Genomic DNA, 15,052 nt, shown 5'->3' with positions numbered 1-15,052 from the left:
AAAAAAGTGGATAAGATCAAGTTAGAAATATTAGGTCTCTCTTCGAGCCAGTCTCAATCTGGCTCTTTTGCATTAGTATTAGGTGAAGAAAGTGGTAACAGACGGTTACCTATTATAATCGGTATGTTTGAAGCACAAGCGATCGCCATAGAAATCGAAAAAATTGTGCCCAACAGACCAATGACGCATGATCTCTTTAAATCGTTTGCGCTCGGATTCAATTTCACAGTTGATGAAATTGTAATCTCAGATTTAAAAGAAGGGGTTTTCTTTGCTAAAATAGTTTGTACGGATGGTATTAAATCAATTGAGATAGATGCCAGACCTTCTGATGCTATTGCCATAGGCTTACGATTCGAAGTTCCTATCTATACTTATGAAAATATTCTTTCGGAAGCTGGTATCGTGCTAAGCGATCTTAGCGAAGAAGAAGCTGGTGTAAAACCTGAAAAAGAAAAGAAGGAAGAAACCAAAAAAGCAGAACCGAAAAACCTTTCTGATCAAATCAAAGATACCTCATCTGATCAACTAAAGGTTATGCTTGACGAGGCTTTAATGAAAGAAGATTACGAAAAAGCAGCTCGCATTCGAGACGAGTTAAATAAAAGAAATTAACAAGAACCGGAGAAGCCCTCCGGTTTTTTATTTTTAAATGTTCGATATCATTAAAATTTTCATATCATATTAGGCCTTAATACTAGCCTTATTTTTTAATCCTAATTTTTCTTAGAGGAAGTCCTCTGCTTGATTTTGTAATATCACTTCCCTTACGACAAAGGACCTTCAATTTAACTTTAAATCATTTTTTAGATTATAGCTTCTTGTTTTAATAAACAGCTAATGAAAGTTGTGGGTAACTTGATTCGATTTTAGCCCCTTTGATCTAAATTTTAGATCTCAGTAAAATATCCTAATATATCTTTGTATAATTATAAATTGTTTACTTTCCACTATTCAATTTGGTAGTATTAAACATGATAGATAATATGAAATCAACTCTACAAAAACTTCTGCTTATCTTTTTCCTTGTTGTGTTGTCTTCCAATTATTGTTTTTCTCAACATAAAGAAGAGGAAAATGAAGAAATGCCTGAATATATGGAAATGCGAAAACCTAATTTCCATAAAATACAAAAAAGAGCTAATCGATATTTCAGACGCAAGAAGCTCAGAGAAATAGATGATGAATTTTCCAGAGATTCATTTGCTTCCGAAAATGTAGTGGGAGGAAGGGAAGAAGACAACGAATACCATAGATATAAAAGATGGGAATGGTTTTGGAGAGATAGAGTTAATCCGGATGGCAGTTTTCCTGATCCTTTAAAAGCATTTGAAGTATACAAACAGATGCAAATTCATAAGCGTTCAAAGAATGCGACCGCCCAGTGGACAAGCATTGGTATGAAAACTAATAGCGGAGGCTACTGGGGCTTAGGACAGGCAAGGTCTGTAGCTGTGTTTCCCGGTAATCCAAGTATATACTACCTCACGACTGTTGGTGGTGGTATATGGAAAACTACGAATGGTGGCATATCCTATACTCCGGTAGGTGATGGTTTACCTCAACTATTTTGTGGAACTGTGCTTGTCGATAATCAAGATGCCAATATAGTCTATGTAAATATTGGTGGAACAGGAGAGTGGTGGCTTCCAGGGTTGGGTGTTTATAAATCTATAGATGGCGGTCTTACATGGGCTGCTACTGGTCTGACAGGCACGAGGGCAAATGGCATTAATGTAAAGAAAATGGCAATAAGCCCTTCCAATTCGCAAGTAATTTTAGCAGCAACAAATAAAGGTCTTCACAGAACAACCAATGGCGGTGCTACCTGGACTGCTGTCAGGACAGGAGAACATGGAGATGTTGTATTTCGCCCAGGTGATGGAAATACGATATATGCAGCATCTGATGATTATTATAATGGCAGTGATATCTTCCGTTCTGTTGACGGTGGTGCTACATGGACAAAGGTAACCAGTTTGGGGAAAACCAAAACAAGAATTTGGATCGGAGTTTCCGCTTCTGACAAGGAATTTGTAGCTGCTGTTTTTAAGACAGAAGGCTCTACAAAAGACTTGTATGTTTCAAATGACAGAGGTAATTCTTTTACTTACAAATCGAATACAATGCCAGATGCAGATATCTTTTATGTCTCCCAGTTAAATAAAAATATAATGTATGGTGCAGCGGTAACTATGAAACAATCCAAGGATGGTGGAAATACCTGGACCGAAATTACTAACTGGTGCTGTGGTAATGATGCGGTAAGAACGGAAGTGCATGCAGATTTTCATGGTGCCACCCATAATCCTTCGAATCTTGCTGAATTATTTTTTTGTAATGATGGAGGTGTATATAAATTTAATGAATCAACTAAGAAATGGACGGACCTCTCCAATGGTTTGGTTATAACGATGTACTATCGTATCTCTTCAGCTCAAACCAATAATTTAATGGTCTCCGGTGCCACGCAAGACAATGGTGGAAATGCCAGACTTGCAAATGGAAATTGGAGAAATACTTCAGGAGGTGATGCTACCATGTGTATTATTGATCCAACCAATGAAAATATTCAATATTCATCCTATATCAATGGTGATGGTATTGTGAAAACTACTAATGCATGGAATAATACCGTTGCACTGGCTGATGCTCTAAGAAAGGCCGGGGCTGTTGGTGGGGATTGGGCTACACCATTTGCAATTGATCTTACCAATCCTCTTAATCTTGTTGCAGGTTATCAGGATGTTCTACGAAGTACTAATCGCGGTGATTCCTGGACTAAAATAAGTAATAACCTCACGGGGGGAGCAAACTTGCAACACATTACAATCGCTCCCAATGATGGTAAAACAATATATACCTCTAACGGAAATAATTTTTATAGAACCTTTGATACAGGAGCTAACTGGACAAAAAAAGCTAGTCCTGCCGGAGATATAACAAGAATCACCGTGAGTCCAACTGATGCTAAGACTGTTTATATTACTACTAATGGAGGGAATGGTAAACGCGTTTTCAAGTCAATCAATGGTGGGGACAGCTGGACAAATATTACCCTCAATTTTCCTAATGATGTAAATGCAATTTGTATTGCCTATGAAAAAGGTACAAATGAAGGATTATATGTAGGTTCACCAATTGGGGTATTTTATAAAAATGCATCATTAAGTCAGTGGATCTATCATGGACAAGGGCTTCCTAATACAGAGGTCAATGATATCAGTATTGCATATGGAGCAAAGAAAGTAAGAGCAGGAACATGGGGAAGAGGAGTATGGGAGTGTGATCTTTATTCAGATGTAAAGGTGTACCGCGAACCTGAAAACCCGCTTAATGTAGTAAGTGGGCTAAACTTTGATTATTATCAGAAAGGTTATGATATGCTTCCGGATTTTTCTCAGGAAACACCTCTTTGGAAGGGGGGAGTAATAGGAGCTTTTAATACATCCTTTACGCATACTCCGGATAGTTTTGCAGTAAAATACTATGGTTATATTGATGTACCCGCAGATGGAGAATATACATTCTATACAAATTCAGATGATGGAACAAAACTGTACATAGGAAATCAACTGATTGTTGTAAATGATGGTATGCATGGTATGACTGAGCAATCAGGAAGTATTCTCCTTAAAAAAGGCAAGCATGCTATGTCACTTGAATATTTTGAGAGAAATAATGGGGATGGGCTTGAAGTAAGTTATAGTGGTCCTGGAATATCAAAGCAGATCATTCCATCTAGTGCTCTTTACATGCCTTCGCTGCGTGATCCTGAAAATCCAGCAGGCTTTGCAGTTAATGGATTAGATTACAAATATTATATAGGCTCTTACACTACTTTGCCTGATTTTAATTCCCTCGTTGTAAATAAATCTGGCTGTATCAATCAGTTTGATATAAGCATACCACAAAGAGCAACATCCAATTTAGCAGTCAAATATGTGGGATATATTGATATTCCTATAGATGGCATTTATACATTTTATTTAAGTTCTGATGACGGATCAAAATTGTATATAGGAAGTACCTCTGTCATTACCAATGATGGAATCCACGGTATGATTGAAGTTCAGGGAAGCATAGGTCTTAAAAAAGGAAAGCATGCTATTGCTTTAGAGTATTTCCAGGGGACAGGTGGTATTGGACTTGAAGTGAGTTGTTCAGGCCCTATGCTGACAAAGAGAATAATTCCTGCATCAGCATTATATAGAATTGTGCCTCTTAGAACCCCAGAAAATCCGGTCTCTGTGATGAATGGAGTGAACTATAATCTTTATCCTGACTATGGAGGAAACGTAATTCCGGATTTTACAACACTAGGAAATCCATCTCAAACAGACCATATAAATCAAATTAATCTGAACATAAGTGGCTTACCAGCGGATCATTATGCAATAAGATATACTGGATTTATAGAAGTTCCAGAAGATGGAGAATATACATTCTATATAAGCAGTGATGATGGGAGTAGATTTTTTATCGGTAATACAATGGTTGCCAATAATGATGGTTTGCATGTGGCCACAGAGCAAAGTGGTTATATTGGATTAAAAAAAGGCGTTCACGAATTTACTGTAGAGTATTTTGAATATGACAATGGTCAGATAATCACAGTGAGTTATGAGTCATCGAAAATAACTAAAACAGTAATACCTCCTTCAGCATTATATGCAGATGTTATTATAACTTCATTAGCAAAACTAAACAAAAAAGGAAATGTTGAAGTATTCCCCAGTCCGTTTACTGACAAGCTGAATGTAAAATCACAAAACCAGATTCAATCTGTAAAGCTTATAAGTAATGATGGTAAAACTGTTGAAGATGCTACTGTGATTTCTTCTCCATTTCAATATTCAATTTCTGTCCCAGAAGAACTTCCATCCGGAGTTTATTTTGTTGAGGTTGAAACGAATGAAGAGCTGAATACAATTAAAGTTCTGAAAAAATAATGATGCTCCCCTAATTACTTATAAGACTTAATAAGTGATTAGGGGATTTTATTTTAAGAAGAGTTTTTCAAAACTCAAAGGTGAGAACTCTTCGTTTTCAGAATTGCTCGGATATTATTATTTGAAAAAAATAGAAGATTTGAAGCTGGAGTTGGTGCCCAATTAGTAAGCATCACATGAAAAATAGAAAACCTTACTTTAGACTGCCAGTTTGAATATTGGCTTAGAGAATAATTTTTTTTTGAAATGTTATAATTTTCAATGTTGACTATATCTTTCATTATCAGCTGATGTCTTTGAACTCTTCATTTGTTCCACAGGAGTATAAATCCTAATGTAACTTTTGTTACCATTCTAATTTTATAAAATCTTTTACTTTGGGATACTGTGATTAGAACCAATAGGTAATTAGGGGATTTTGTTTTAAAACAGTTTTTCAAAACTCAATGGTGAGAGCTCTTTTCATATCCGTTATTCTATTTTCTTTTTCGTTTGCCGAATTAGTCGGATATCTGTATTGGGAAAACAGAAGATTTGAAGCCAAAGAAGCCGCATTCGCTATAGTTCAAAGTAATGCTGAATCATTGGTAAGCATTGCTATAGAAAAAAATGATCTTACCTTAGACTGGAATAAGTCAAAAGAATTTTTACATAATGGAATGCTGTATGATGTTGTCTCATCAAAGGTTAGTAATGACAGTATTATGTTTTTGTGTTTTCAGGATACAAATGAAACCTGGATTGAAAGAGAAGTTGAAAAGTATATTAATAACTTCTTTGGAAAGTCAGGGCATAAGAAAAAGCATAATTTTAATGGTAAATATGGTGCTAAAAAGTTTATACAGCTTTTTGATATTGAATTGGAGGATAGATTTTTTTTAAAACACTATAAGTTTAATATTGACTATATCTTTCATTATCAGATGATGATTATGAATGCTCCATTCGTTCCCCCGGAGTTAAAATCCTAATAATGTATCTTTTATTTATATGTACCTCTATAAAAGATATTATTTGTAACATCAATCATTTTCTTAAAAATTAAACATTACTCAATAATGAAAAGATTTCTACTCATAAATCTTTTCCTTTGGGCTACTATTTCTATGTCTTTAGGACAAGAGATGTTAAAAGGAAAAGTAATAGACAAACAAACTAAGTCTCCTTTATCCGGAGCAAATATTTTTGTTAAAGGTCAAACTGCAACTATGACAGATGAGCAGGGGCAATTTGAAATTACTTGTATGGATTCTCTTAAAATTACTGCTTCATATATAGGTTATGAAGACTATCATTTATATGTAGTTAGTTGCCGAGAAGTCCTTATTGAGCTGGTTCAGTCAGCTTCACATTTGGAAGAAATTGAAATTTCAGCAACTTCTAATGCTAATAAAGCCATTCTGAATCAACCTCAATCTATAGTTAAATTAAATGAAACAGAGTTGAAAAGGGGAACAGGTCTATTCCTGGATGATGCTATAAACACAAATGTTCCGGGAGTATATATGGAACGAAGAACAGTATCTGCAGGTCAACAATTCAATATACGTGGATATGGCAACGGAGCAAGGGGTACTAATGGAATCAATAGTAATTTTGATACTCAGGGTTCCAAAGTATATCTTAATAATATTCCCATAACAGATGCAGAAGGGATTACCCTTATGGATGATATTGACTTTGGATCAGTGAGCAATGTGGAAGTTATAAAAGGACCTTCCGGGTCTATATATGGATTAGCGATTGCAGGAGTGGTAAACCTTCAAACCAGAAAGGCGGAGAAAGGAAAAACATCTGTCAGTCAGAATGCTATGTTGGGAAGCTATGGGTTGCAGCGGTATACTACTTCTTTGGAAATTGGAGGGGAAAAATCTTCTTTATTGATCAATTATGGCAAGCAAAAATCGGATGGCTTCATGGCGCACTCTGCTTCTCATAAGGATTTTGTTAATGTAATGGGAGATTTTAATCTAAATGCAAGACAGGCAATAACCACGTACTTCGGATATAGCAATAGTTATGATGAAAGAGGAGGAGAGCTTACTATCGCTCAATATAGAAACAAAGATTATTCCGGTAATCCGGCTTATATTAAAAACAATGCTCATTCCGAAATAATAAGCTTCCGAGCTGGCATCGGACATACCTATAAGATAAACAGAAATATCACAAATAATACAGCAGTATTTGGCTCGGGGCTAAATAGCAATGCGAGTTCAGCTGGAGGCTGGACAGATAAAAGGCCGGTTAATTATGGTCTCCGTTCTACATTTGATACCAGATTTTCTCTTGGAAGTAAATTCAGTTTATCAGGAATTACCGGAATTGAATTTCAAAGCCAGCAAGCTCAGACCATCGGTTATGGAATGGTTGCAGATAGTTTTAATCTGAAGGGGTATAACATTATAGGAGCGCAAAGAAGCAATCAGTCAACAGTAACTTCTAATTCATCCATATTTTCAGAATGGACATTGACTTTACCACATGATGTATCATTCACCGCGGGCCTTGGCTGGAGCTCCATGAATATAGGACTGGATGACAGAAATTATCTTGCTTCAAATAATAATCCGTCAAATACAAAAGTGAAACATGTTCCGACCAGATACAAAACTTCATATACAGACATGGTTTCTCCAAGGTTTGCTGTTAATAAAGTCTTTAGCAAACAACTTTCTGTTTATGCATCCTTTAGTAAAGGGTATAAGGCTCCTGTTAGTTCTTATTTTTACATACCAACAACTGGAGAGTTAAATCTTGGATTGAAACCTGAAATAGGAACCCAATATGAAATTGGTTCTAAAGGAAATTTACTTGAAGAAAGATTACAGTTCCAAGTAGCTGCTTTTAACACTGTATTTTCCAATAAAATGACAACTGTTGCTGTTCAAAACCCGGCAAACACAGCTACTCTATACACTTATCTTGTAAATAGCGGAAGTCTTAACAACAAAGGACTTGAAGTTGCGCTTATGTACACTGTATATAGGTCAAAGAATAATACCTTTACTTCAATCCGGCCGTTTGCTAATTTTACTTATTCTCATTTCAGATATGATAATATAAAATATCAATCTGTTGCAAAAAACAAAGCTAATAAGGATAGCCTGGTAACTGTTGACTATAGCGGAAATGCAGTGGCTGGAGTTCCTCCTGTTACTTTAAATGCTGGAATAGATTTTCTTACAAAATATGGAGTTTATGGGAATATAAATTATTCATACAGAGATCAGATGCCTTTTACTTCGGATGGAAAAAATAAAACTTCCGGCTATAGCCTGCTTAATGCTAAAGTAGGATATCAACATAAGTTTTTCGACCATCTGAATGTTGGAGTCTATTTTGGAGCTAATAATATTACAAGTACTCAGTATTATTATATGGTTTTTCTCAATCAATTACCTGACGCTTATCTTCCAGCCCCATATAAAATCAATTACTTTGGAGGACTGAACCTTAATTATTCATTCTGATAAACACAAGACGAGGCATTCTATTTAGGAATGCCTCTATTAATGATAAAGAATATGAAGCAACTGATTTTACCAGTTATAGTTTTGTTAAGTTTTTGTTCCTGTGGCCGTTTTGGTAATGAAGCAAAAACAGAAGGTAAACAAGAGCGTATTGTTTGCATTGCTAAACAATATAATGAGATAATTTATGCATTGGGAGCTCAGGATAACCTCGTAGCTGTGGATGTTTCAAGTACATTTCCTTCTGAAATAAAAGGCCTTCCAACTGTAGGATACCACCGTGCATTAAGTGCGGAAGGAATGATTGCAGCTCAGCCAACATTAATTATTCATGATAATAATGTTGGTCCGGATCATGTGATGTCTCAGATGGAAAAACTTCAGATTCCCATGAAAACTTTTTCAAAAGCCAAAGATATTGATGAAACAAAAACTTTGATAAAAGAGATAGGCACTTACTTTCATAAGGAAATTCAGGCTGATTCCCTCTGTAGAAAAATTGACAGCGACTTGAAAGCTGCTCTGAAGAATGAAAAACCTGTTGTGGATACCCCCAATGTTGTTATTATTCACTATGGAAGAGCTTCGAATGTTTACCTAGTAATGACCAAACTAAGCAACGCTGCTCAATTGGTTACTTGGGCTGGGGGAAGAATACCTATAACAGGAGAAAAAGGTATGCAGAATATTTCGGCGGAAATTATAGCTGATGCAAATCCTGATATTATTCTGCTTACTGACTTCGGATACGACCGTCTAGGTACTCCCGAGAAGATCAAAGAACTTCCAGGTATTGCAACTACTAAGGCTGCAAAAAACAATAAAATATATAGATTTGAAGAGCATGATTTAGTTTATTTTGGTCCTCGAACTGGTGAAAATGTTCTAAAAATGAAAAAGTTAATTCAATCTGATGAATAGATTTGATCAGCAACACAGACCTGTATTTTTATTTCTGCTTTTAATTCTATTCATGCTTGCAATGACCTCTGTAAGGTTTGGAGCAGTGAATATCTCATGGATAGAAATCTTAAGTTCAATTCAAAAGTGGATCAGATCAGAAGAAGCAACACTTAGTTTGAGGGAAAATATATTTCTTCATATAAGATTTCCAAGGGCAATTCTCTGTGTTGTTACAGGGGCATCTCTGGCGATTGCCGGAGTATTGATGCAGGCGTTATTTCGTAATCCTATTGTTGAACCAGGACTTATTGGTACTTCAAGCGGTGCCGCTTTTGGTGCAGCATTATATTTAGTACTTGGATCATCAATGGAAATCAATGCCGGAGAATGGACCTTGTCCATAGCAGCTTGTATAGGAGGCATCATCGCAACACTTTTGGTAATGATGTTTTCCAATTCGAATGAAACAGCTAAATCATCTGTAATCGTTTTATTACTAACCGGTATCGCAATTAACTCTTTGTTTATGAGTGGAGTCGGTTTTTTATCATATATAGCAAGGGATCCACAGGCAAGGTCTGTTACATTTTGGAATCTGGGAACTCTATCGGGTGCGAGTTGGAGTGCAGTTTGGGTTGTTAGTACTATTAGTGGATTATGTTTTTTTATAGCTCTTCGCTATTCAAAAGCATTGAATGCTCTAATGTTAGGTGAAGAAGATGCCTCAATGCTGGGCGCAAACATCACGATCCTGAAGAAAAATGTAATGGCCTTGAATGTCCTGCTGGTAGCAGTAACTACTGCCTTTGTCGGAGTCATCGGTTTTGTCGGATTAATTGCTCCTCATCTTATCAGAATTCTGATAGGGTCAGATAACAGGTATCTCATAATTGGCAGTGCAATGATGGGGGCAATTTTACTTACAAGTGCAGACCTTATTTCCAGACTTTTACTTGCCCCGGCCGAACTGCCAATAGGGGTAGTTACTTCATTTGTTGGAGTTCCTATTTTTTTATATCTGTTAAAAAAGAGAAATCAATACTTCTTCTGATTATGTTGAAAGTCCATAATGTAAGCTACGAAGCAGGAGGTAAAAAAATTTTACAGGATGTTTCTTTAAGTCTGGAATCGGGAAAACTGAACTTGATATTAGGTCCTAATGGTGCAGGTAAGTCTACTTTAGTTAAGATATTTTCAGGACTTATCAAGCCAACAACAGGAGAAGTAAGTATTGGAAATCAAGCAGTGAAGACTTATAGCAACAATGATCTTGCAAAAGTAAGAGCAGTTTTGTCTCAGCAAACAGAGTTGCCTTTTTCTTTAAAAGTAGAGGAAGTGGTATTGATGGGAAGGTATCCACATTTTCATAGCAAAGCTACAAAGAAGGACTTTCAAGTTTGCGAAGAGCTTATGAAGTTCTTTGAGGTTTATGAATTGGTAGGAAGAGACTATCATACCTTAAGTGGGGGTGAAAAACAGAGAGTACAGTTTGCACGGGTAATGTCTCAGATCGACTTATTGTCTGAAGATTCTTCAGTAAAATACCTTATTCTGGATGAGCCACTTACCTATCTCGACATTTATTATCAATGGCATTTTATGACAAAGCTCCGTGAGATATTGAGACCGAATCTAGTAATTGTAGGAGTAGTACACGATCTAAACTTAGCAGCTCAGTTCGCCGACAATCTGATATTATTGAAGAATGGAAAGATAGTAATGCAGGGGCCACCGGAAGTTGCAGTTACGAGTGAAACTCTGTTTGACCTGTATAGGGTGAAGGTAAGAGTTAAACATCAGGATGACGCTCCAATGCAGTTAATTTTTACTTAATAAGGAGAAGTTAATTTAAGATCTCTTCAGGTGAGATATTAAAAGTAAAAGTGTATTTAGTAAATGTATACAGGGATAAAATAAAAAAGACATCATTTCTGATGTCTTTTTATTTCTTAAAGATTAAGCTCCTTATTGTTTTGCAGCTGCTTTCTTAGCTGCAGTCTTCTTAGAAGCTGCTTTCTTAGAAGCTGTTTTTTTAGAAGCTACTTTCTTAGAAGCTGCTTTTTTAGAAGCTACTTTCTTAGAAGCTGCTTTCTTAGATGCTACTTTCTTAGATGCTGCTTTCTTAGATGCTACTTTTTTAGAAGCTGCTTTCTTAGAAGCTGCTTTTTTAGAAGCGGCTTTCTTAGAAGCGGCTTTCTTTGCTACTTTTTTAGCAGCGGCTTTAACTACTTTTTTCACTTTTTTTAGGGTTTTGGTGTCTACTGATTTTAAAACTTCTTCAAGTGATTTGAGGAACCCGTCCTCTATGATCTTGAAAAGTTCTTTGTTACTATATTTTGACATTAGTTATATAGTCTAAGTAAAAAATAAAATAACAGTTTCTTATTACTTTATTGTATTTATACTTAAAAATAATAAAAAAGTTTTTTTTTTTACAAATATATAGCAAGATACTTTTTAAAAAAAATAATTTTTCTATCTATAAGATTACTCATCAAGTGAAAATTTTTGACTTGAATACTTAAATATTTTTTTAAATATTTTTTTTGTTGCCCTTCTGTGTTCCTTTGATATCAATGTCTTCAGAGTATCTAATGTTTGAGTGTAATCATAGAGTTTATCTCATCATAACCTCTATATCTATCAAATAAAAAAAAGTTAAAGCTTGAAAAAAAAATGTGTAGTAATATCAACTCTGAGGTAATTTTATGATGGCTCTTGTTCCTTCATCTAGTTTACTTGTCAGAATCAATTCACCAGACAATCTCTGAATAGCTACTTTTGCAAGGTATAAACCCATACCAGTTCCAACAGAGTAGTCTGATCCTTTATAAAACATTTCGAATGCTCTTTCCATTTTATTTTCAGCAATTCCAAGTCCATTGTCTATTACTTCAAATTCAATAGCAGAGATGTCTTTACTTATCTTAAGCTCAACTATTGGTTGTTGTCTGGTCTTCTTTTGAAATACAAATGCATTCAGCAACAAATGCTTTAATGCGATTCTGAACACTCGAACATCGGTAATAAAGTTTGGAAGTGTATCGGGAACTGATAGTTGAACATTGTCATACAATACAGGTACTTGTTTCCTGATTTCATTTTTTAATTCGGAAATAAGCAGGTGAAGGTCTGTCGCTTCCTTAATTATTGGGGTAGCCTGAACCCTTGATAACTCAAGAAGAGTAGTAATTAATGCTTCTAGCTTATCAGAACATGTGCGGATCATGTTTAAAAAAGGAATGAATGCACTGTCTTTCAACTCATCTGCAGCGATATCAAGTACACCATTCAAACTTGTAAGAGGTCCTTTGAAGTCATGTGAGACTTTATATATGAAGTTATTTATATCCTCTTCTTTCTTCTTTAGCTCGTTCTCCTTTAAAGAACTATTTGCTTGAGGCAATAGCGTGATAATATTATAATCAGATAGAGAAAGCATGGATACTATATAATCATTGTCCTGTCCATTGAGCTTTAGTTGAAGTGGAATTGGAAAACAATTCCCAGCGGAAAAGATAGCTTCATGGATAAAATTACCATCTTTATCTATTAATACTTCTTTTAAGTCCATTCCTATTATTGTTCCGGACAATGCAGGATTTACCTTATCAAATGCTTTGTTGTATGAGGTAATCTTAAGAGATGGATCAGTTATGATGGTAGGATAAATGTATTCCTGAATTTTATTCTGAAGCTCTGTAGTGGTAAAATCTTGTCTTATCAGACCACTAAGTGAAAAGGATTTTTCATTATCGTTTGAGGTGACTGTCCATTCAATCTCAAGTATGCCTTTGTTATTTTTATGTTTGAGGATTATAACAGAAGGATCATTTTTTTCAACTATAGATAGAAAGGAAGTAAAAAGTTTAGCATATTTATCCAGACATGAACTAAAGAAGTTTGAAGATGATTGGGTCTCGTCTTCCAACAATATAGTTCTGCATGCTTCATCAACCTTTAGAAATGTTCCGTTGATGTCTATCAGGCAAGAGAGCCTAGTCTGTTCTATATGTCCGTAAGATTTTTCCATATGCAGTAAAAAGGGAAACTCTTCAGTCTTTAACTTGTTTAGTAAATATTTGAATTAACTCAATTAATCGTTAAGATAAATGATTGCCAGAATATTTCCAGTATTAACAATTGGTTTGTTTTTAATTTTAAACCACGCATCAGGTCAGGGCGCATTGACCGAGTTGAAGAAACTATCTGAGACAAAGGATTTGAAGAGGGGGAGTATTTCTTTTTATGCTCATGAATTATCTACATCAAAAACGATTCTCAATTACAATGGTACTAAACTCTTGATACCCGCATCTAATCAAAAATTGCTAACGACAGCTGCTGCATTAAGTCTCCTTGGACCTGACTATACATTTAAAACTTATCTTGAATACGATGGCCATATTAGTAATAAAGGAGTCCTTGATGGCAACATTTATATTAGAGGAGAAGGTGATCCAACATTTGGTAGTGGTAGGATTTCTGCATCAGAAGCATGGAGTGAAGTTCTGAATAAAATTTGTAAAATATTATCTGAGGCAGGTATCAAACAGATCAATGGTGGTATAATTGGTGATGCATCCTGGTTTGAATATAATTCTATTCCTGATTATTGGATATGGACAGATATTGGCAATTATTATGGTACAGGTGCCTATGGGGTAAATGTAAATGAGAATACTTATAAGCTTATTCTAAAACCAGGAAAAGCAATTGGTGATTCTGTTGAAGTTTTGGGAACGGATCCGGTTATTCCTAACATTCAATTTCTCAATTCTCTTAAAACAGCCGCAGAAGGTACCGGCGATAACGGTTACATTTATGGAGCACCCTTTACCAGTCTTAGGACAGTATCGGGGACAATACCCAAAGGGGGAAATTTTTCAATTAAAGGATCAATGCCCGATCCAGCGTATTTTGTGGCTTCTGGAATTAAGGAAGCTTTATTTAAAAATAATATTGAAGTAACTCAACCTGCCAGATCTATATATACTTTTAATGGCCAGGCAATAGCAGAACGAAAGGTTGTACACACATTTACCTCTTCTCCTTTGCGAGATATCATAAAGGAAACCAATGTTAATAGTCTGAATCTTTATGCTGAATCACTATTAAAGATGATCGGTAAAAAGTTATATAATGAAGGTTCTACTAAGGCTGGAATAAAGGCATTGCAGGAGTTTTGGAATTCAAAGGGATTAGATCCGTCTTCAATTGTTGTTATCGATGGGAGCGGACTTTCTACATTCAATTGGGTATGTTCTGAAGCATTCAGTCAGGCACTTTTGCAAATGAGCAAAGAAAAGTATTATGCTGATTTTTATAACTCACTTCCTGTTTCTGGTGGGAGCGGTACTTTAAAAAAAGTAGGAAAAGGTACTAAGTTGGAAAATAATATGCGGGCCAAAAGTGGTAGTATGAAAAGGGTACTTTGTTATTCAGGTTATATCAAAAATCCTGAAACCGGAAAGGAATATTCATTTTCGGTGATGGTCAATAATTTTGAATGCACAGCCTCAGCTTTGATACCCAAACTTGAAAAAATTCTTTTATTGCTTCAGGCAGGGCAATTTAATTAATCTTGAGACGGAATGAATGATTCTATAATCTCAAAGAGACTAATGAGAATAAAAGATTCTTGGATATACTTTTATAAAGGAATATTAGAGAAGAATAAGGATAGAGACCCAAGCCAAGAAACATTATTCAGATCTTAAATTA

At 35.4% G+C, this 15,052-nt stretch carries 10 protein-coding genes; 8 read left to right on the top strand and 2 right to left on the bottom strand.

Annotated elements, in window-relative coordinates:
• Nucleotides 1-6 precede the first annotated feature (6 nt).
• From K350_RS0124640 to K350_RS0124605, 7 genes are all read left to right on the top strand, one after another.
• A complete protein-coding gene (locus K350_RS0124640; RefSeq protein ID WP_028982190.1) occupies nucleotides 7-615 on the top strand; it encodes a bifunctional nuclease family protein in 609 nt (202 codons plus the stop codon).
• Between the two features lie 371 nt (nucleotides 616-986).
• Nucleotides 987-4,952, top strand: a complete 3,966-nt coding sequence (locus K350_RS0124635) for a PA14 domain-containing protein (RefSeq protein ID WP_162144208.1) — start codon at nucleotides 987-989, stop codon at nucleotides 4,950-4,952.
• 446 nt (nucleotides 4,953-5,398) lie between these two features.
• On the top strand, nucleotides 5,399-5,923 hold the full coding sequence (locus K350_RS0124625) for a hypothetical protein (protein WP_028982187.1): 525 nt from the start codon (nucleotides 5,399-5,401) through the stop codon (nucleotides 5,921-5,923).
• A gap of 87 nt (nucleotides 5,924-6,010) precedes the next feature.
• Entirely contained in the window at nucleotides 6,011-8,425 is a 2,415-nt protein-coding gene (locus K350_RS0124620) for a TonB-dependent receptor (protein WP_028982186.1), read from the top strand.
• A 54-nt stretch (nucleotides 8,426-8,479) separates the two neighbouring features.
• Entirely contained in the window at nucleotides 8,480-9,346 is an 867-nt protein-coding gene (locus K350_RS0124615) for a heme/hemin ABC transporter substrate-binding protein (protein ID WP_037577357.1), read from the top strand.
• The gene (locus K350_RS0124610; protein ID WP_028982184.1) at nucleotides 9,339-10,379 is read left to right on the top strand and encodes a FecCD family ABC transporter permease; all 1,041 of its coding nucleotides are present in this window, start codon (nucleotides 9,339-9,341) and stop codon (nucleotides 10,377-10,379) included. The genes K350_RS0124615 and K350_RS0124610 overlap by 8 nt, the downstream gene beginning before the upstream one ends.
• Before the next feature lie 2 nt (nucleotides 10,380-10,381).
• Nucleotides 10,382-11,161: a heme ABC transporter ATP-binding protein gene (locus tag K350_RS0124605; protein WP_028982183.1), complete on the top strand. Its 780-nt coding sequence runs from the start codon at nucleotides 10,382-10,384 to the stop codon at nucleotides 11,159-11,161.
• Between the two features lie 132 nt (nucleotides 11,162-11,293).
• On the opposite strand, the gene K350_RS30290 is transcribed toward K350_RS0124605, so the two are convergent.
• The gene (locus tag K350_RS30290; RefSeq protein ID WP_051313766.1) at nucleotides 11,294-11,566 is read right to left on the bottom strand and encodes a hypothetical protein; all 273 of its coding nucleotides are present in this window, start codon (nucleotides 11,564-11,566) and stop codon (nucleotides 11,294-11,296) included.
• A 451-nt stretch (nucleotides 11,567-12,017) separates the two neighbouring features.
• Nucleotides 12,018-13,361: a sensor histidine kinase gene (locus K350_RS0124595; protein WP_028982182.1), complete on the bottom strand. Its 1,344-nt coding sequence runs from the start codon at nucleotides 13,359-13,361 to the stop codon at nucleotides 12,018-12,020.
• A 79-nt stretch (nucleotides 13,362-13,440) separates the two neighbouring features.
• On the opposite strand from K350_RS0124595, the gene dacB reads away from it, so the two are divergent.
• Complete coding sequence (gene dacB, locus K350_RS0124590; RefSeq protein ID WP_028982181.1) at nucleotides 13,441-14,910, top strand: D-alanyl-D-alanine carboxypeptidase/D-alanyl-D-alanine endopeptidase; 1,470 nt, start codon at nucleotides 13,441-13,443, stop codon at nucleotides 14,908-14,910.
• Nucleotides 14,911-15,052 lie beyond the last annotated feature (142 nt).

This window comes from Sporocytophaga myxococcoides DSM 11118, assembly GCF_000426725.1.
GTDB classification, from domain to species: Bacteria; Bacteroidota; Bacteroidia; order Cytophagales; family Cytophagaceae; genus Sporocytophaga; species Sporocytophaga myxococcoides.
Note: the sequence above shows the minus strand (reverse complement) of the source record. Positions and strands in the feature narration are given on the sequence as shown.

What these genes read in the sequence shown, in the direction of transcription:
- K350_RS0124635 (WP_162144208.1), top strand. Translation starts at nt 987, where the DNA reads ATGAAATCAACTCTACAAAAACTTCTGCTTATCTTTTTCCTTGTTGTG.
- K350_RS0124625 (WP_028982187.1), top strand. Translation starts at nt 5,399, where the DNA reads ATGGTGAGAGCTCTTTTCATATCCGTTATTCTATTTTCTTTTTCGTTT.
- K350_RS0124620 (WP_028982186.1), top strand. Translation starts at nt 6,011, where the DNA reads ATGAAAAGATTTCTACTCATAAATCTTTTCCTTTGGGCTACTATTTCT.
- K350_RS0124615 (WP_037577357.1), top strand. Translation starts at nt 8,480, where the DNA reads ATGAAGCAACTGATTTTACCAGTTATAGTTTTGTTAAGTTTTTGTTCC.
- K350_RS0124610 (WP_028982184.1), top strand. Translation starts at nt 9,339, where the DNA reads ATGAATAGATTTGATCAGCAACACAGACCTGTATTTTTATTTCTGCTT.
- K350_RS0124605 (WP_028982183.1), top strand. Translation starts at nt 10,382, where the DNA reads ATGTTGAAAGTCCATAATGTAAGCTACGAAGCAGGAGGTAAAAAAATT.
- K350_RS0124595 (WP_028982182.1), bottom strand. Translation starts at nt 13,361, where the DNA reads ATGGAAAAATCTTACGGACATATAGAACAGACTAGGCTCTCTTGCCTG.
- dacB (WP_028982181.1), top strand. Translation starts at nt 13,441, where the DNA reads ATGATTGCCAGAATATTTCCAGTATTAACAATTGGTTTGTTTTTAATT.